At 61.2% G+C, this 16,365-nt stretch carries 14 protein-coding genes; 11 read left to right on the top strand and 3 right to left on the bottom strand.

Going from position 1 to position 16,365, the window contains the following annotated elements:
• Positions 1-139: 139 nt before the first annotated feature.
• Both WC969_00635 and WC969_00630 read left to right on the top strand, forming a co-directional pair.
• Positions 140-727, top strand: a complete 588-nt coding sequence (locus WC969_00635) for a nucleotidyltransferase family protein (protein ID MFA6028334.1) — start codon at positions 140-142, stop codon at positions 725-727.
• A gap of 40 nt (positions 728-767) precedes the next feature.
• Positions 768-2,000 carry a DEAD/DEAH box helicase gene (locus WC969_00630; protein MFA6028333.1) on the top strand — a complete coding sequence of 411 codons (1,233 nt, stop codon included), beginning with the start codon at positions 768-770 and terminating at the stop codon, positions 1,998-2,000.
• 103 nt (positions 2,001-2,103) lie between these two features.
• Here the strand turns inward: WC969_00630 and WC969_00625 are convergent, their stop codons facing one another.
• Positions 2,104-2,853, bottom strand: coding sequence for a class II aldolase/adducin family protein (locus WC969_00625; protein ID MFA6028332.1), 750 nt, complete (start codon positions 2,851-2,853; stop codon positions 2,104-2,106).
• Between the two features lie 451 nt (positions 2,854-3,304).
• Here WC969_00625 and WC969_00620 point away from each other — a divergent pair, with 451 nt between their 5' ends.
• Genes WC969_00620 through WC969_00610 form a run of 3 tightly spaced genes read left to right on the top strand, consistent with a single transcriptional unit; the run spans position 3,305 to position 7,215 of the window.
• The gene (locus tag WC969_00620) at positions 3,305-4,078 is read left to right on the top strand and encodes a glycoside hydrolase family 75 protein (protein ID MFA6028331.1); all 774 of its coding nucleotides are present in this window, start codon (positions 3,305-3,307) and stop codon (positions 4,076-4,078) included.
• A 41-nt stretch (positions 4,079-4,119) separates the two neighbouring features.
• Positions 4,120-5,667 carry a glutamine synthetase family protein gene (locus WC969_00615; protein ID MFA6028330.1) on the top strand — a complete coding sequence of 516 codons (1,548 nt, stop codon included), beginning with the start codon at positions 4,120-4,122 and terminating at the stop codon, positions 5,665-5,667.
• 12 nt (positions 5,668-5,679) lie between these two features.
• A complete protein-coding gene (locus WC969_00610; protein ID MFA6028329.1) occupies positions 5,680-7,215 on the top strand; it encodes an MFS transporter in 1,536 nt (511 codons plus the stop codon).
• 129 nt (positions 7,216-7,344) lie between these two features.
• On the opposite strand, the gene WC969_00605 is transcribed toward WC969_00610, so the two are convergent.
• Entirely contained in the window at positions 7,345-7,950 is a 606-nt protein-coding gene (locus WC969_00605; GenBank protein ID MFA6028328.1) for a hypothetical protein, read from the bottom strand.
• Between the two features lie 396 nt (positions 7,951-8,346).
• Here WC969_00605 and WC969_00600 point away from each other — a divergent pair, with 396 nt between their 5' ends.
• The 6 genes from WC969_00600 to WC969_00575 all read left to right on the top strand — a co-directional run bounded on the left by WC969_00600 (position 8,347) and on the right by WC969_00575 (position 16,007).
• On the top strand, positions 8,347-9,258 hold the full coding sequence (locus tag WC969_00600; protein ID MFA6028327.1) for a DUF1837 domain-containing protein: 912 nt from the start codon (positions 8,347-8,349) through the stop codon (positions 9,256-9,258).
• Positions 9,259-9,261: 3 nt separating this feature from the next.
• Positions 9,262-11,811 carry a DEAD/DEAH box helicase gene (locus tag WC969_00595; protein MFA6028326.1) on the top strand — a complete coding sequence of 850 codons (2,550 nt, stop codon included), beginning with the start codon at positions 9,262-9,264 and terminating at the stop codon, positions 11,809-11,811.
• A gap of 192 nt (positions 11,812-12,003) precedes the next feature.
• Positions 12,004-12,477 carry a hypothetical protein gene (locus WC969_00590; protein MFA6028325.1) on the top strand — a complete coding sequence of 158 codons (474 nt, stop codon included), beginning with the start codon at positions 12,004-12,006 and terminating at the stop codon, positions 12,475-12,477.
• 109 nt (positions 12,478-12,586) lie between these two features.
• Complete coding sequence (locus WC969_00585) at positions 12,587-13,210, top strand: hypothetical protein (protein MFA6028324.1); 624 nt, start codon at positions 12,587-12,589, stop codon at positions 13,208-13,210.
• A gap of 280 nt (positions 13,211-13,490) precedes the next feature.
• Positions 13,491-13,943 (top strand): hypothetical protein, encoded by a 453-nt coding sequence (locus WC969_00580; protein MFA6028323.1) that lies wholly within the window; start codon positions 13,491-13,493, stop codon positions 13,941-13,943.
• A gap of 1,317 nt (positions 13,944-15,260) precedes the next feature.
• On the top strand, positions 15,261-16,007 hold the full coding sequence (locus WC969_00575) for a class I SAM-dependent methyltransferase (protein ID MFA6028322.1): 747 nt from the start codon (positions 15,261-15,263) through the stop codon (positions 16,005-16,007).
• A 135-nt stretch (positions 16,008-16,142) separates the two neighbouring features.
• Here WC969_00575 and WC969_00570 read toward each other — a convergent pair whose 3' ends face one another.
• Positions 16,143-16,343, bottom strand: a complete 201-nt coding sequence (locus WC969_00570) for a PspC domain-containing protein (GenBank protein ID MFA6028321.1) — start codon at positions 16,341-16,343, stop codon at positions 16,143-16,145.
• Between the last annotated feature and the right edge of the window lie 22 nt (positions 16,344-16,365).

The following is a 16,365-nucleotide window of genomic DNA, read 5'->3' as shown; positions in this document are numbered from 1 at the left end:
CTCGGGGATGGCTTCTAATCGGCGTTCCAAATGGGCCCGCAAGAACGGGTCTCGGCGCAGGGTTGCGCGCGGGGTGGAAAGACCTTAAACTTGCAGTCTAATGGGAACCGACAACGTGTCCGGCGTACGGGAGGAGGGAATGGAGAACGCCGCTTTCGCGCTGCTGCTGGCGGCCGGGCGGGGGAAGCGGGCGGGCGGGCCCAAGGCCTGGCTCGACTGCGGCGGGACGACGCTCCTCGAGCGGCAGGTCCGCTTCCTGCGCGGGCGCTTCCCGCCGCTCGCCGTCGCGGTCTCGGTCCAGCCGCTCTGGCTCGACCGCTGCCGCGCCCTCGACGGGGGAGTGCACTGGGTCCCCGTGGACCCGGACCTGCCGCCGCTCGCGGCGCTCCAGTCCCTGCTCGAGGTGCTCCACGACGGGCGCTGGGCCTTCCTCCATCACGTGGACATGCCGGTCTGGGAGGGGGAGCTCTTCGACGCCCTCTGGGCGCGGCGCGCGGACGCCGAGCGCGGCGGCTCCGAGGCCGTCGTCCCCGTCCACGGCGGGCGCGGCGGGCATCCGGTGCTCCTCGCTCCCGCGGCCCTCGCGGCCCTGCGCGCGCTCGACCCGCTCGCCGAGCGGCTCGACCGCTGGCTGCACGGCCGGCCGACCCTGCGCGTCGACGTCCCGCAGGCCTGCGTCCTCGAGAACTGGAATCTTCCGGGGAACATGAGGCCGTTCCCCGGATAGCTTCGGCAGAGCCCCCGGCGCTTAAGTTATACTCTCCCATATGCCATTCACGAAACTAGGACTCCATCCCGAACTCCTGCGCGGCGCACGCGCCATGGGGTTCACCGACCCCACCCCCATCCAGCTGGAAGCCGTGCCGCCCGGACTCGCGGGCCGCGACGTGCTCGGCGCCGCACAGACGGGCAGCGGCAAGACCGCCGCCTTCGCCTGGCCCATGCTCCAGCGCCTGCTCGAGAAGCCGGCGCCGGGCATGCGCTGCCTCGTGCTCGTGCCCACCCGCGAGCTCGCCGCCCAGGTCGAGACCGTCTTCCGCGACTGCGGCCGCTTCACGCCGGTCAAGGTCGCCGTCATCATCGGCGGCGTCGGCTTCGGCGGACAGAACCAGGCCGTCGCCGGCGGCGCGCAGGTCTGCGTCGCCACCCCGGGGCGCCTGCTCGACCACCTGCGCCGCGGCACGATGAAGCTCGACAAGATCGAGATGCTCGTCCTCGACGAGGCCGACCGCATGCTCGACATGGGCTTCCTCCCCGACATCCGGGCCATCCTCCACAAGCTGCCCAAGCACCGGCAGACGATGCTCTTCTCGGCCACCCTCATGCCCGAGATCGAGAGCGTGGCCGCCTTCACCCTGCGCGAGCCGGTCCGCATCGAGATCGCCCGCCCGGCCACGATGGCCGAGGGCATCAACCAGGTCGTCTACCCGGTGATGCAGTCGCAGAAGAGCGAGCTCCTCATCAACCTCCTGCGCGCGACGGCGACGCGCTCGGTGCTCGTCTTCTCGCGCACGAAGCACGGCGCCGACCGGCTCGCCAAGCGCATGAAGGACTCGGGCTTCAAGGTCGGGGTCCTGCACGCCGACCGCACGCAGGGCCAGCGCACGCAGACGATGGACGCCTTCCGGGACGGCAAGCTCCAGATCCTCGTCGCCACCGACATCGCCGCCCGCGGCATCGACGTGCGCGAGATCAGCCACGTCGTCAACTACGACGTGCCGCGCCACCCCGAGGACTACGTCCACCGCGTCGGCCGCACCGGCCGCGCCTGCACCTCGGGCGACGCCGTCACGCTCATGGACGGCTCCGAGCGGGTCTTCCTCGCGCACATCGAGGCCTTCACCGGCGTCACCTTCCCGCGCGCGATGCTCCCCGGCTTCCCCTACTCGGTGCAGCCGAACCTCGAGGCGCCCAGGCCCAAGACCTTCGTGGACGTGCTCGGGAAGGGCTCCCGTCGCCCGATGCACGCCGCCAAGAAGCGTCCGTTCTTCGGCGTCTGATCCGGGAATCTCCAAAGGAGATCCCCGGGGGGCTTAGGCAAAGCAAGCCCAACTGAAAACACGGCGCCCTCCGCTCATCGAACGAGCGGAGGGCGCCGTGTTTTCAGGCCAGCTTTTCGATGACGGCCCGGACGATCTGCTCGACCACGGCGGGGTCGACGGCCTTCGCGGAGGGGGAGGCCGGGCAGCCCGGCCGGCGTTCCGGGACCCGGTCGAGGCCCTGATAGTGCGCGCGCGCTTCCAGGAGCTTGCGGATGTCCTTCTCTCCGAGCAGCGCCTCGCGCCCGAGCAGGCGCACGTTCATGCTGATCTGCGCGAAGTGCTCGATGGTCTCCATCTTCGCGTAGGCGTCCCAGAGGTCCTTGCCGACGGTCACGACCCCGTGGTTGGCGAGCAGGACGGCGTCGTGGCTCCGGGCCAGGTCCCGCAGGGAGTCCGGGACTTCGGGCGTCCCCGGGGTGGCGTAGGAGGCGAGCGGCGCGCAGCCCAGGGCCTCGATGAACTCCGAGGACAGCGGGCTGTCGAGCGGGAGGCCCGCGCAGGCGAAGCTCGTGGCCGTGGGCGGATGGGCGTGGACGACCGCGCGGACTTCGGGGCGCAGCGCGTAGAAGAGCAGGTGCATCGCGCTCTCCGAGGTCGGGCTCAGGCGGCCGCGCACCTTGCGGCCCTTGCCGTCGATGACGACGAGGTCCTCGGGCGCGAGGAGGCCCTTGCTCCGGCCGGTCGGGGTGATGAGGAAGAGGTCCGGGCCGAGGCGGGCGCTGAGGTTGCCGGAAGGCCCGGGGGTGTAGTCCCGCTCGAAGAGCAGGCGGCCGAACTTGACGAGCTCCCGGCGCAGTTCGGCCTCGGTCACGACGAGAATCTACCATAATCCCGTGCGGGAATCCCGAGGAGTCCGTCCGAGTAATAGCGTCCATGCCGGTCGCGCGCTGTTGGAGCGAGCCGAGGCGCTTCGGCGCGCGGCGTAGCAGCGCTACGCGAGCGGCGGGCAACGAAGGCGCAGCCCGATAGCGCGCGACCCGCTCTTCCCCTGAGTTATGGGGAGGAGCGGGAGGCCCGATATCGGGGAGATTCCGTCGTTGGGCCGACGGGGACATAGCTTCGGCTATGCCCCCGGCAGCCCGCCTAGGACTCTCCCCAATCTCGGGCCTCCGGCACGGGCGATATTACTCGGACGGACTCCTAGCCGGGGATTCCCGTGGGGAGTATGGATAAGCAGATGGGCCGGAGTAGGCCTTTGGGCCTACTCCGGCATGGGCCCTCGGATACGGGTCCTTCCCGCGCTTCGGCGCAAGACTATGGCCATGAAGGCCCGGGCCCTCCTCCTCCTCCCTCTCCTCCTCGCCCTGACGGGCTGCAAGCCCGAGGAGTGCGCCGACAAGAAGGCCTCCGCCCGCTTCGACACCTCCGACCCGAAGAACCGCCCCGAGCCCGCCCGCTTCGGCGCCCGGGTCGAGACCGCCTCCCCCGAGGCGCTGCGCCAGCTCGAGAAGGCCGGGAAGTCCTTCGCCGTCGCCGCCGCCCCCATCGAGGACATGGACGCGTCCTGGCGCAGCGGCGCGGTGCGCTTCGACGGCGCCTCCAACGGGACCTTCGTCGACGCCCTCGCGGCCTCTCCGACGCGCTCCTCCCCCTGGACCGTGCGGGCGGGGATGGCCATCGACACCGACGGCCCCGTGAGCGGCTACGACCCCCGCGTCCATCAGGACCCCCATCGCCAGCGCCAGACCTCGATGCGCTACGCCGACGGCTCCTCGCTCGATCCCACGCGCGTCCCCTACGTCGTCGTCCCCAAGTCCCGCAAGGACCTGCTCGGCAGCGTCGTCGTCGTCCGCTACAACGGGCAGAGCGCGCTCGCGGTCGTGGGCGACTGCGGGCCCCGCTTCGGGGAGGGCTCGGTCGCGCTCGCCCAGCGCCTGGGCATCCCCTCGCACGGGGTCAGCGGCGGGGTGGGCGGCGGCGTGACCTACTCCTTCCAGCCGGACCTGCGCGTGCGCAAGCCCCAGGGGGAGGGCGCCCTCCTGAACGCTCTCAGCGACGCCGGCCGCACCCTGCAGTCCGCCGCTTCCGCCCTCTGACGCCCGTTGCGTCCTTCCGTCGAAAATCTTAGACTGAGCGCATGGCGACCGCTCTTTTCGACGGGCACGCGAATCCGCTCGTGCGCGAGCTGGGCAAGGCCCCCGAGGACTTCACCCGCAAGGACCTCCTCGGCGTCATCCGCAAGCGCGGCATCCGCTCCATCCATTTCCGCTATCCGGCCCGCGACGGCAAGCTCAAGGAGCTCAAGCTCCCGGTCAACGACCTGCGCGACGCCGAGGCCGTGCTCGCCGAGGGCGAGCGCGTCGACGGCTCGAGCCTCTTCAAGGGGATGGTGGACGCCGGCCGCAGCGACATGTACGTCCTGCCGGTCTACCGCACGGCCTTCCTCAGCCCCTTCGCCCCCGACTCCCTCGAGTTCGTCTGCCGCTTCCTCGACGGCAAGGGCGAGCCGGCCGTCTTCACCCCCGACAACGTCCTCGCGCGCGCCGACGAGTCCTTCACCCGCGCGGCGGGCGGCGAGCTCCAGGCCTTAGGCGAGCTCGAGTTCTACGTCATCTACCCCGAGGAGAAGGAGCTCTACCCCGGCCGCCCGCAGGGCGCCTACCACGAGGCCGCCCCCTACTCGCGCTGGGACGGCTTCCTCGAGGAGGTCCTGCGTCTCTCCGCCGAGATCTGCGGGGGGGTGAAGTACGCCCACTCCGAGGTGGGCTACGTCGCCTCCGCCGAGGACGCGCTCCCCGAGTTCCGCGGGATGCGGATGTGCCAGTACGAGCTCGAGTTCCTGCCCGCCCCGCTCCAGGAGACCGCCGGCCGCCTGCTCACCGCCAAGTGGCTCGTCCGCCGCCTCGCCGCCCGCCACGGGCTCCTCGTCTCCTTCGCCCCCAAGCTGAGCCTGGGCGACGCCGGCAGCGGCCTGCACATCCATCTCTCCGTCTCGCGCAAGGGCCGCAACGTGCTGCTCGACGCGAAAGGCGTCTTGAGCGAGGACGCCCGCGCCGTCATCGGCGGCCTGCTCCGCCACGCCGGCTCGCTGACCGCCTTCGGCAACACCTGCGCGGCCTCCTACCTGCGCCTGGTGCCGCACCAGGAGGCGCCGACCCGCGTCTGCTGGAGCGCCGCCAACCGCTCGGCGCTCGTGCGGGTCCCGCTCGGCTGGCGCGGGGTCGACAACCTCGCCTGCCGCGTCAACCCCCGGCAGAAGCCCGACTACAAGGGCGACATGTTCGGCCAGACCGTCGAGCTGCGCTCGCCCGACGGCTCCGCCGACGTCCATCTCCTCCTCGCGGGCATCGCCTGCGCGGTGCGCGAGGGATTTACGGGACGCAAGGACGCGCTCGCGCTCGCGGCCCGGGGCGAGGTGACCGGCAACGTCTACGACGACAAGGCCGCCCTCGAGCGCCTCGACACCCTGCCGGGCAGCTGCGCCGAGTCCGCCCGCCGCCTCGCGCGCGACCGCAAGGCCTACGCGAAGGACGGCGTGTTCCCCGAACAGACCCTCGATTTCTGCGCGCGCCGCCTGGCCGACGAGAAGGACGAGACCCTCGCCCGCGACCTCGGCGGCATGACCCCGGAACAGCGCCGGGAAGCCCTGCGGAGGGTCGTCTCCTCCTCGCTGCACTGCATGTAGTCCGGAGGCCCGATGACTGAGAACAAAGACGAATCCTTCCTCGGCCGTTTCCTCGTGCTCAAGGGCGCGGTCCGCGAGCTGTGGCTCATCCTAGGCACCAAGATCCTGGCCATCGTGGCCTACGGCCTGGTGAACTCCACGCTCGTGCTCTGGCTCTCCTCGGACCTCAAGTACAACGACGTGAACGCCGGCTTCCTCATCGCGACCTGGTCCACCATCATGACCCTCTTCACCATCATGGTGGGCTCGCTCGTCGACGCCATCGGCCTGCGCAAGGCCTTCCTCATCGGCTTCGGGGTCTGCATCATGGCCCGCGGCGTGATGGCCTTCTCCGCCCTGCGCATGATCGCCCTGCCGCTGGGCCTGCTCCCGCTGGCCCTGGGCGAGGCGCTCATGACGCCGGTCATGGTCGCGGCGATCAAGCGCTACGCCTCGACCGTCCAGCGCTCCATGGCCTTCTCCATGTTCTACGCGATGATGAACGTGGGCTTCGCCATCTCCGGCACCATCTTCGACCGGGTGCGCAACGGCCTCGGGGAGTACGGGCACTACACCCTCCCCGTGCTGGGAACGACGCTGAGCACGTATCAGACCCTCATCTTCCTCGGCTTCCTGTTCACCATCCCGAACCTGCTCATCATGTACTTCTGTCTGCGCGACGGGGTCGAGGTCACCGACGAGGGCGTCAAGATCTTCGTCGAGAAGCCGAAGTACGGCGACCGCAACGCCCTCGAGGCCGCCTGGCTGAGCGGGCGCGACGCGCTCGAGAGCTGGGCGCGCATCTTCAAGAGCCTGTGGACGCAGCCCGCCTTCTACCGCTTCCTCATCTTCCTCTCGCTGGTGGTGTTCGTGCGGCTCATCTTCTACCACATGCACTACACCTTCCCGAAGTACGGCATCCGGGAGCTGGGAGCGGGCGCGCCCATCGGACGCCTCTTCGGCGTGCTGAACCCCGTCCTCATCGTGTTCCTCGTGCCGATCATCGGCGCGCTGACGCAGAAGATGTCGGCCTACAAGACCGTCATCATCGGCAGCTTCATCGCCGGGTGCTCGGTGTTCTTCATGGCGATGCCGCCGGCCCTCTTCACCGGGCTGGCGGACGGGCCGCTCGGGGACCTGCTCGTGCACAAGTGGTTCGGCATCGAGGGGCCCGTGAACCCGCTCTACATGAGCATCTTCTTCAGCGTCGTGGTGCTCTCGGTGGGCGAGGCCTTCTACTCGCCGCGGCTCTACGAGTACCCGGCGGCCATCGCGCCGAAGGGCCAGGAGGCCTCGTACATGGCCCTCTCGCTCCTGCCGTACTTCGTCGCGAAGTTCTTCGTGGGCTCGGTCTCGGGCTACCTCCTCTCGCGCTACTGCCCGGCCGAGGGCCTGCGCGACTCGCAGACCATGTGGCTCATCATCGGCGTCATGGCGATGGTCTCGCCGCTCGGCCTGCTCGTGTTCCGGCGCTTCATCCAGGTCCACGAGGCCGGCCGCACCGAGGACGGCGCCACCCTCGGCTCCCTGGCAGAGAAGGCCGCCGTGGAAGAGGGCGAGGAAGAATAAAGGTCGGTCTCCCTCCCTCCTGCCCCGCCGTTCACCCTCCCTCTCGAGGGAGGGCAAGGGGAGGGTAGAACTGAAAAGAGCCGGCCCGGGCACCCGCCCGGGCCGGCTCCTCATTCCTACCCGAAAAGTCTACCTACAAACCGCCCTCTGCGCCGTGTAAGTCGCGTGGAACCAGCTCACGACCTCGGCCGCCGCCGCCTGGGCCTCCGCGGAGGAGGGGGCGCGCTTGAGGACGCGGTACTGCACATAGAGCGCGAACTGCCCGGCGATGGCGTCGTCGATGCTCTTCGAGGCGTCGTACGCGGAGGCGGCGTCCTCCATGAAGATGATGTTGGAGAGCGGGAAGTAGGTGGTCTTGATCTCCTTCGGGGTGTCCTGGACGCTGATCTCCGCGTAGTAGTAGGTCTGGTAGTCCTCGAGGATGGTGCGGCTCGCGCGGTAGACGTCGGGCGCCTCGCCGGAGGGGGTCCCGACGTTCATGTGCCGGACCACCGCGGAGAGGACGCAGCGCTCGTCCTGCTTGGGCGTCTTCACGGCGTTGATGAACTCGAGCACGGCGGCGATCCGCTGCTTCTTCGCGCGCCGGACCTCGAGCTCGGCCTCGTACTTCGCCTGCTGGCGCTGGGCCTCGGCGATGATCTGCCCGGGGTCCACGCCGAAGATCTCGTCGATGCTCTGAGAGCGTGCCGGCGCGGAGAAAGCGAGCGCGAGAGCGATGAGGAAGAGTTTCTTCATGTCTAAAGGATACCCCAAGCCCCGTCGGTACGCATGAGGCGGGAGGCCTATCCGAGCGGGACAGATGGTCTGGGTCCAATGGACCGCCGGTCACCCTCCCTCTTCGAGGGAGGGCAAGGGGTGGGTAGAACTGCCCCCGCCGTTCACCCTCCCTCTTCGAGGGAGGGCATGGGGAGGGTAGAATCGTCGTTCTCTGCGGGGGAACCTCCGTTCTCGTGAGGGCATCAGCACGGAGCTGGAGGCTGGTGGGGAGAGAATTGTAAATTGCGTGGCTCAATTAGGATTTTTGAATGCTATGATTGATTCAAGTTTGTAATATGCAGGTCGGTCAACTTACAATTATGTAGTGCCCGTGGGGAACGCTACTATTCAACATTTCGATAGGTGAATTCCCGAATGCCCCCTCACGATCCCGTTGATACCGACAGCCTTCTCATCAAGACCGACGCACTCCTCCGCAGCATGCATTTCGTGGAAGAATCCTTTGGCCTAAAGCCCGATAAGGACCATATCGGCGCATGCATTGGCTACTCAGACCTCGTCGAAATGCGGCCGGAATTCATCGATGAGATGATGGCCAGCGTCTCCGACTACGTCTATACGGCCCCTCGTCAACGCGCCATGCGAGATGACTTCGAAAGAGATGGGCGCGGAGAGGCAGCCGCGTTTGCGATGGTTGATTTGAAGGCAAAGCAAAAATTTAGGCCCTGGAGCGTGAAAGGGCAGTTTTCGGAGCTCCTGCTTTTCAATCTTCTCCAGCACTTCTTTAAGGCTGCACCTCTGCTGAGGAAGATGCCAATCACCACGAGCCCCGGGCTCGAACGGAACGGAGCCGACGCATTCCATATCAGAAACAACGCTGGGAAGTTTGTCCTCTATCTTGGCGAAGCCAAAACCTACAAGCCCAAATCTTCACGTCTCAAAAGCTCTCTGCGAGAGGCGGTCAAGAGCATCCTCGACCATCACGAAAAGCACCGGAGCGAACTCAATCTATATGTCTACGAGGAGTTTGTATCGGAAGAGCTCGAACAGATCGCAAAGGACTACCTTGCTGGTAAGGACAACGGAATCGAAGTGCATCTGGTCTGCATGGTTGCCTACGAGTCGGGCAAGGCCGCTACGGGAAATAGTGCGGATGAAAAACTGGCAAGTGTGATGCAGGGCCTCCGGGATGAGGCAAAAGAGATAAAGGATGAATTCTTTAAGGACGTTCCGGCGGACAAGCTCCCGCGCCTAAACTACGTCCTCTTCCCTATCCACAACGTCGATTCCCTGATAGCGGATTTCAAAAAAAAGCTTGGTGTCTAAGGCATGAAACTCCCAGCACCGGCAGAACGTTTGGTCGGCCGCCTTCTTGAGCATGAGATGTGGAAGGTCGCCACATCGCTAAAGTTCGAACCCAAAGACCTCAAGCCCCTAAGTGAGATTGAAGTCGTTAAGCTGGCGAACTATGCCGAGCAACTCTCGCGTCACGCTGGAGATGACGAGAAAACCAAGAACCTCTGCCTAGCGATCTGCGCCCTCTTGTGGGAGCATCGGGATACGAAGTGGGATGGCCTTCCAATTGTACTCATCCAGGCTGTTTCCAGAATTGGCCTAGGACCGACGGCTAAAATGGTCGACCCGAATTACGATGCCACGAACGATCAGTTCTCCGGCCTAGGCAGCATCCTAAGCCAATACCGACTCGCGGCCAACATAGTCGAGAGCGAAGTTGAAGTGGCTGAAGGGAAATCAATCGTCCTCTCAGGCTTCCAAAAGGACTTGTGGAATGCCATCGACAAATACAGAAGCGTCGGCGTCTCCGCTCCGACTTCTGCCGGGAAATCTTTTGTGCTCGTCAACAAGATTGTGTCGATGCTGATTGAATCGCCGGGTGAAGTCGTCTATATCGTTCCGACCCTAAGCCTTATCGCACAGGTTACGAGCGACTTCAAATCGACAATTCAGAAGTTTGGTCTAACCAACTTCAGCGTTTTTCAAACTTACTCGGCCGATTACGAAAAAGAACACGCCAATACAATCTACGTTCTTACGCAAGAGCGCGCGCTGGCGGCATTCAGTCAAACTGAAAAGCCGTTTCAGAATTTGCAGGCCCTCGTTGTCGATGAAATTCAGAACCTAGAGCGTGTATCTGATTCAGGTGAGGAGAGAGCCCATACCCTTTACCATGTCCTACAGGAATTCAGGACACAGCGTCCTCCGAAGATCATCATTGCAGGTCCCCGAATCAACAATATCCGGAACCTTACTGAGGACCTCTTTGGGGGGCAAAGCGTTGCGATTTCGACACAGTCAAGTCCCGTTCTGAATCTTGCCTATGCGTTTAACGCGGAGAAAGAGAAGGTTGTTCTCAAGCAATACTCCACGATACGCCGGGAGCCGATTAAAGTTGAGATTGCCGGGGCCGATGTGGTTTCAAAGTTTGGTGGGAAACAATACAACGAGCATGTTCATAGATTCATTCATCACCTGATCTCGAATCTGGAGGATTCCGCCGGAACTCTAATTTTTTCTCCGACTTCCTCACAAGCATTGAGCACTGCTAAAGCTCTGGCAGACCTGCTACCCAAGAAAGCGGACCGGGCCCCTGAACTTAAGAGCCTCCGGGAGTATGTCGCTGGTCTCGTCCACCCAGATTATGAGTTGGTGAAGTCTTTGGAAAAGGGTATCGCCTGCCATCACGGCAAGCTGCCTCTTGATGTGCGTCGAGCGATAGAGAAAGCTTTCGCTTGCCAAGTGATCAAAGTGATGACGACGACAACGACATTAATGCAAGGCGTCAATCTGCCGGCGAAGCACATTATTGCTCGAAACCCGTTCCTTTATTTGAAATCTGGAAAGACCTCTGCCCATCTCACTGGCTATGAGTTTGCGAATCTGCGCGGCCGCGCGGGTCGCCTAATGAAGGATGTTGTCGGCAGGGCAATCGTCTTAGACGAGACGACATTCGACGAGGCCGACATATCCCTGGCTGAGCTGGATCAGAAAACCATCAGCCATGGGTACAAGGAAAAATTTGAACGGAATCGCGCAGACATTCTAGACGACCTTCGTCACAATAGGCCCCAGAACGCCCAACTGAACTACTTGGATGTTGAGGTTTACATTCGGCAGATGATCATGCGGTATGGCGATGATGCAACGACCCGACTATATGCTACGGGAATCGAATTCACCATGGGAGAGTTTCGTGAAATCCAACGCCAACTCAAGACCCTCCACGTTTCTCCTGAAGTCTGCGCCGCCAACCCCTACTGGGACCCTGTGGTCTTGGATGAAATCTGGATTGCACAGAGCAATAACAAATTCCACAAAATTCCAAGGAATCCGTTCGACGGCAATCTGGTAGGGACGATTTTATCGACAATCGCGCACCTGAAGGAAATCAGTCCTTTCTATTTCAATAAGCACATCAATGTCGATCATGAAGGACTGCGGAAGGCAATCGCAATAACTGCCGGGAAATGGGCAACGGAGAAGCCGCTGCACGAAATCATGGCCGAACGGGACCCCAAGAACTCCAAAGACATCCACAATCTTCTGAAGCTAATCTCCGATGTGATCCCGTTCAAATTAACTCGATTCCTAAGCCCCGTAGTCGCAATACAGGAAAAGGGGAATCCCATTCTGAGCTTCATTGAAATGGGCTCCTACAAGCCGCTGACTCGCCGTTTGATTGAGATTGGAATCGGACGTGAGACCGCTATTAGGCTAGCAGAGCGAATTCACAAGGCCGGACACAATCAAGACGACCTGCTCAAGTCTCCCGGGATACTCTATTCAGCCATTATTGCGGGGGCTAAGAACTTGAATTACTGGGAACGTCTTCAGGTTGAGGACTTGGTACTAGCAGGGTAGCAGGTTTTCCCGCTAGGTACAGGTCCGAAATTGGGCATATTGGCGGTTCGTCAGCATCAGGCGTCGGTACGTTTCGCTTGCGGTGCGAGCAACTGTGCCTTACGGTGCCAGGCACTTAACTAATGGAGCTAAACCAGACCGCGGGTAGTGCCTGCGGCTCAGCTAGGCGTTAGGCGTGCCCAGGGGAACGAGATGATGAGCCTCATGCAGTTTCCAGTGCAGCACCAGTGCGGCTTTTTAGGGCTCGCGCTAATAGTGAGCACTCTGTATGGGGTTCGCGGAATCGCCATCGAAGTGCGCGAAGTAAAAAATGAAAACGCGCAGGCAAAGCGTGATGGAAAGGAGGAATGGCGCTGCTGGCAAATACTCCTCGTCCATTACTTTCAGGATTTCATGTACAACTTCGTAGGATCACTGGCGGGTTGGACTGCCGTTTTCTTGCTTTCCTACAGGCTCTTTCTTTCAGTTGCCCCGCCTGCCCCGCCGCTCCCGGAAGGCTTCGTGCTGACGGCGCCGAATCTAAATCTGCTGAGCAAGCTCGATTTGACCTTGGCACTGGTTGCGTTGCTTGGAATCACTGGGAAATTGCCACAAACCGTCGAAGGATTTATTCACTCAATTGGGAAAGCAGTTGAGACGGTGACTGGGAAGCTAGCGAAGCAATGAATCAGCACAAGTCGCTTCGCCTAACTATTGGCTTGTGCGCAGCGGCCGCGGTTTGGGGGGACAGTTGAAACTGCTGTTGCACAGCCTCGGCGTTAGACAGAGCTAGAAAATGAAACAGCGCGTTTTTGTGATTGGCGCCGGCTGCTCTTACGATCGCTTTAAAGTTCTGACGAATAATTTATTTAAAGCCTTGTGGGATAAGGGTCTTAGAAAGGATGATGAACTTAAATCGCTACTGAAGTATCTGTATCCGCCCCGCTTTGATGGTCACGTTCATCCGGAAGAAGTGAATATTGAGGATTTGCTCAGTTGTATTGATGCTGCAGTTCATTTAGAGGGGATTAACTCTAAAGGAGCATTTTCAGAAGAGCGCTTACTCAAAGTGCGTGGCAAATTGGTTGCGGCGATGGTTTCCTTTTTTTGGACGAAAAGTTCCTCTCTAGACGAGAGCTATGTTGCATTCGCGAAGCAGCTTGGTCCGTCAGACATAATCATTACGTTCAATTATGATATCGAACTAGAACGAGCTATCGCCAAGTGCGCTGGAGTCGAAATTCATCAGCTCTACTTCCCGGCACATCAGACATATCACTGGAGGATGAAGAAAAAGGAGAGATGGCCTGGATGGATAAGCCTTCAGAATGCGCCAAGCCCATTATTCTTGCTCCCACAATCTTTAAGGATCCGAAAAGCGTTAGCGTATATTGGTGGGAAAGAGCGCGGGTATCTCTGAACCAGGCAAAAGAAGTCTGGTTCGTCGGATATTCACTGCCATCTCTGGATTTCGCAGCGCGGTATATTCTGCGACGTGGCGTTCGGATGTTGCTGAGGGAACGACCCAATACCCTTATCAATGTTGTGGATCCGAACCCAGAAGTTCTTAAACGATATATCTCACAAATTCATAGCCAAATAGAATACAAGAGAGCCACATTTGCTGAGTTTGTTAATGAAATCCTTCCTGGATGACTTATCATACAGTGCCAGAATGAATTAAGGCGGAAGGGGAAAATATGAAAAGAAGGATGGCAATACTGATTCTGTGCGTCCTTGGTGGGTGCAGTCGTCTCGGAGAGCATGAGAAATATCAGCTCGTGAGTGCCGCAGACGGGAAGGTGTATCGTCTGAATAGGACGACTGGCGAGGTTACCTTGATTCCTCCAGAAGGGCTTCGGGTTGCTGGTGCGGCAGGTGCTCAGAGCAGCGAAGGGGTTCTTGCAAAGGGAGACATTGACAAAGAGTTCGTTCGACGAGCGCAAGTGTATATGTTTCTGAGCGGTTCTTCTTTGGCTAAGCAGATACAGACCAAGCTGGTGGAGGGCCGGACGAACACGGAAGAGGCGCGCGGAGCCCTGAGCACATTGCTTCCGAAGGAATTGGGAAGTCTGCCTCTGGGTGCTGAAAAGGAGAACTGGGCTGCAAGCGCCAAAGCGCAGCGACGGTTGGCCTTGGGCTTGAATCCGTAGATTAGGCATTGCGGCGCCAGGCCCTTAACTAATGCAACTAAACCAGGCCGCCGGTAGCGCACGAGGATTAACAAGGCGTTAAGTTGATCTCACCCCAATGCCATTACATTGCATATCGGATGGGATCGATATTTACGCGTATAAGCTCGATGATTTTGCTTGGGCAGAAATCAGGCAACGTCATAAGAGAGACCGACATCTTCGTTTTCCATGTTGTGGGGCAATCGCCGTGCCGAAGGTTAGTTCTCGCGGCACGAGGTTCTTCGCTCATTTTCGCAAAGATGAAAAATGCACCTCCGCCCCGGAGAGCTGGCTGCATTTGCTAGCAAAGCATCAAGTTGCAGTTGCGGCGCAATCGGCGGGGTGGGATGCAAAAACAGAGTATCCTTTGCGCTCGGGTCATGTTGCGGACGTGTTTGTCGAAAGGGCGCAAGAGTCATTCATATTTGAGGTTCAACTCCAAAAGCAAAATGACGAGCACACAGCTTTTCGACACTCAATTTATCAGGCAGGAGCCAAGAAATGTGTATGGCTATTCAAACAGCCCAGTTTTCGTTCGAATAGAGAAATCCCTGCGTTCAACATTCGATACGATGCGGACCGATTCATTGTTGGCATTCCGCCGCGCGAGATGAATTCTGCGGTCGTGAAATGGTCCGATGAATTGGAGCTCAGCGAATTTGTGACCAAGGCATTGGCTGGACGCCTAAATTGGGTTCCCTTAATCGGAGGCGAGGTGCCGATTAGGCTGTATGGCTTAAATGGGACGTGTCCACAATGCAAACACAGTGATAGGCTCCTTTCATCTGTTCAACTGCTAGTGGACGGGCTGGATCCTTCCCCAATTTGGTTTTGGGACTCCCCTGTGCAGATACTGGAGTGGCTCAGGGGACAATTTCACTCTCTTCGGGTTGGAAGATTCCAAGAGCGCCCAATCAAAAGGACCGGAGAAATATTTTTAACCAATGGATGCAGGCACTGCGGGGCTGAAATACCAAATTGGGTGGTTAGGAAGTGTGCCCAACAGAATCCCTGCGCTGGTACGCTGTTCGGTGATGCAAGTATAACCTTGGATGAATCACTTGCCGCCACCTTAAAGAGATGGAAGCAATATCCGCACTGGAAGATTGGCTAGACGGCCTTATGGTGCCAGCAACTGTCTTTTCATCGGGGCTAAGCCGCCTGCCAAACAGCATGGTTTTTCAGCTCGCATTGAGGATGGTCAGCAGCTTGTGCTCAAGAGAAACGGCGGTTCGCCCCTACCCTGCCCTCCCCAGTGGGGGAGGACAGTGAGGAAGGGTAAGGAGTGTTATTAATATGGACATCCCACGGATCTTCAACATCAGCGAGAGCGCGCATCGCATCCACAACCCGATCACGCCCGAGAAGCTCGCCGCGCTCGGCGCGGCGCTGCGTCTGAAGGCGGGGACCCGGACCCTCGACCTCGGCAGCGGGTCGGGGGAGATGCTGTGCACCTGGGCGCGCGATCACGGCGTCACCGGCACCGGTGTCGACATGAGCGCGTTGTTCACCGAGCAGGCGAAGCTCCGCGCGGTCGAGCTCGGCGTCGCCGATAAAGTCGAGTTCATCCATGGCGATGCGGCGGGCTATGTCGCGCGCGAGAAGGTCGGCCTGGCCGCCTGCGTCGGGGCCACTTGGATCGGCGGGGGAGTCCAGGGCACCATCGAGCTCCTGTCCCGGAGCCTGCGCCCCGGAGGGCTCATCCTCGTCGGCGAGCCCTTCTGGCGGCAGCTGCCGCCGACCGAAGAGGTCGCCAAGGGCTGTCTTGCCCACTCGCTCTCCGACTTCCTCATGCTCCCGAAGCTGCTCGCGTCCTTCGGCCGCCTTGGCTACGACGTCGTCGAGCTGGTCCTGGCCGACCAGGACGGCTGGGACCGATACGAGGCGGCCAAATGGCTCACCATGCGCCGCTGGCTCGAAGCCAATCCCGCCGATGAGTTCGCCAAAGAGGTCCGGGCGCAACTGACCTCGGAGCCCGAGCGCTACGCCGCGTATACGCGCGAGTACCTGGGTTGGGGGGTGTTTGCGCTGATGGCGCGGTGATGCGGTAGATTGCTAGCGACGGAAGAAAGAGAAGGCCCGCATTTGGCGGGCCTTCTCTTTTGGAGTTCTCCCTCTCCCCTTCCCTCCCCCGAAGGGGGAGGGGGGCAGTAGGGAACTGTAGCGGGTGTGATCCTTTTAGGACGGTTCTTCAGGAATGACGAAGCACGCCAGGACGTAGCACAGGGCTAGGGGGACGAAGACGGTCAGCACTAGCAGGACGATGAAGATGACCCGCAAGAGGGTCGCGTCCATCCCGAAGTAGTCCCCGAGGCCGCCCAGGATGCCCAGGACGGTCCTGTTTGTGCGGGAGCGGTAGAGCTTCTTGACGTCGTGCATGGGGCCTCCTATGGTGCCCTTT

Source organism: Elusimicrobiota bacterium (assembly GCA_041660925.1).
In the GTDB taxonomy this organism is placed as follows: domain Bacteria; phylum Elusimicrobiota; class Elusimicrobia; order UBA1565; family UBA1565; genus JBAZUV01.
This window is presented reverse-complemented; position numbering and strand designations above follow the sequence as displayed.

What these genes read in the sequence shown, in the direction of transcription:
- WC969_00585 (MFA6028324.1), top strand. Translation starts at nt 12,587, where the DNA reads ATGAAACAGCGCGTTTTTGTGATTGGCGCCGGCTGCTCTTACGATCGC.
- WC969_00580 (MFA6028323.1), top strand. Translation starts at nt 13,491, where the DNA reads ATGAAAAGAAGGATGGCAATACTGATTCTGTGCGTCCTTGGTGGGTGC.
- WC969_00570 (MFA6028321.1), bottom strand. Translation starts at nt 16,343, where the DNA reads ATGCACGACGTCAAGAAGCTCTACCGCTCCCGCACAAACAGGACCGTC.
- WC969_00610 (MFA6028329.1), top strand. Translation starts at nt 5,680, where the DNA reads ATGACTGAGAACAAAGACGAATCCTTCCTCGGCCGTTTCCTCGTGCTC.
- WC969_00615 (MFA6028330.1), top strand. Translation starts at nt 4,120, where the DNA reads ATGGCGACCGCTCTTTTCGACGGGCACGCGAATCCGCTCGTGCGCGAG.
- WC969_00605 (MFA6028328.1), bottom strand. Translation starts at nt 7,950, where the DNA reads ATGAAGAAACTCTTCCTCATCGCTCTCGCGCTCGCTTTCTCCGCGCCG.
- WC969_00635 (MFA6028334.1), top strand. Translation starts at nt 140, where the DNA reads ATGGAGAACGCCGCTTTCGCGCTGCTGCTGGCGGCCGGGCGGGGGAAG.
- WC969_00590 (MFA6028325.1), top strand. Translation starts at nt 12,004, where the DNA reads ATGATGAGCCTCATGCAGTTTCCAGTGCAGCACCAGTGCGGCTTTTTA.
- WC969_00620 (MFA6028331.1), top strand. Translation starts at nt 3,305, where the DNA reads ATGAAGGCCCGGGCCCTCCTCCTCCTCCCTCTCCTCCTCGCCCTGACG.
- WC969_00600 (MFA6028327.1), top strand. Translation starts at nt 8,347, where the DNA reads ATGCCCCCTCACGATCCCGTTGATACCGACAGCCTTCTCATCAAGACC.
- WC969_00595 (MFA6028326.1), top strand. Translation starts at nt 9,262, where the DNA reads ATGAAACTCCCAGCACCGGCAGAACGTTTGGTCGGCCGCCTTCTTGAG.
- WC969_00575 (MFA6028322.1), top strand. Translation starts at nt 15,261, where the DNA reads ATGGACATCCCACGGATCTTCAACATCAGCGAGAGCGCGCATCGCATC.
- WC969_00630 (MFA6028333.1), top strand. Translation starts at nt 768, where the DNA reads ATGCCATTCACGAAACTAGGACTCCATCCCGAACTCCTGCGCGGCGCA.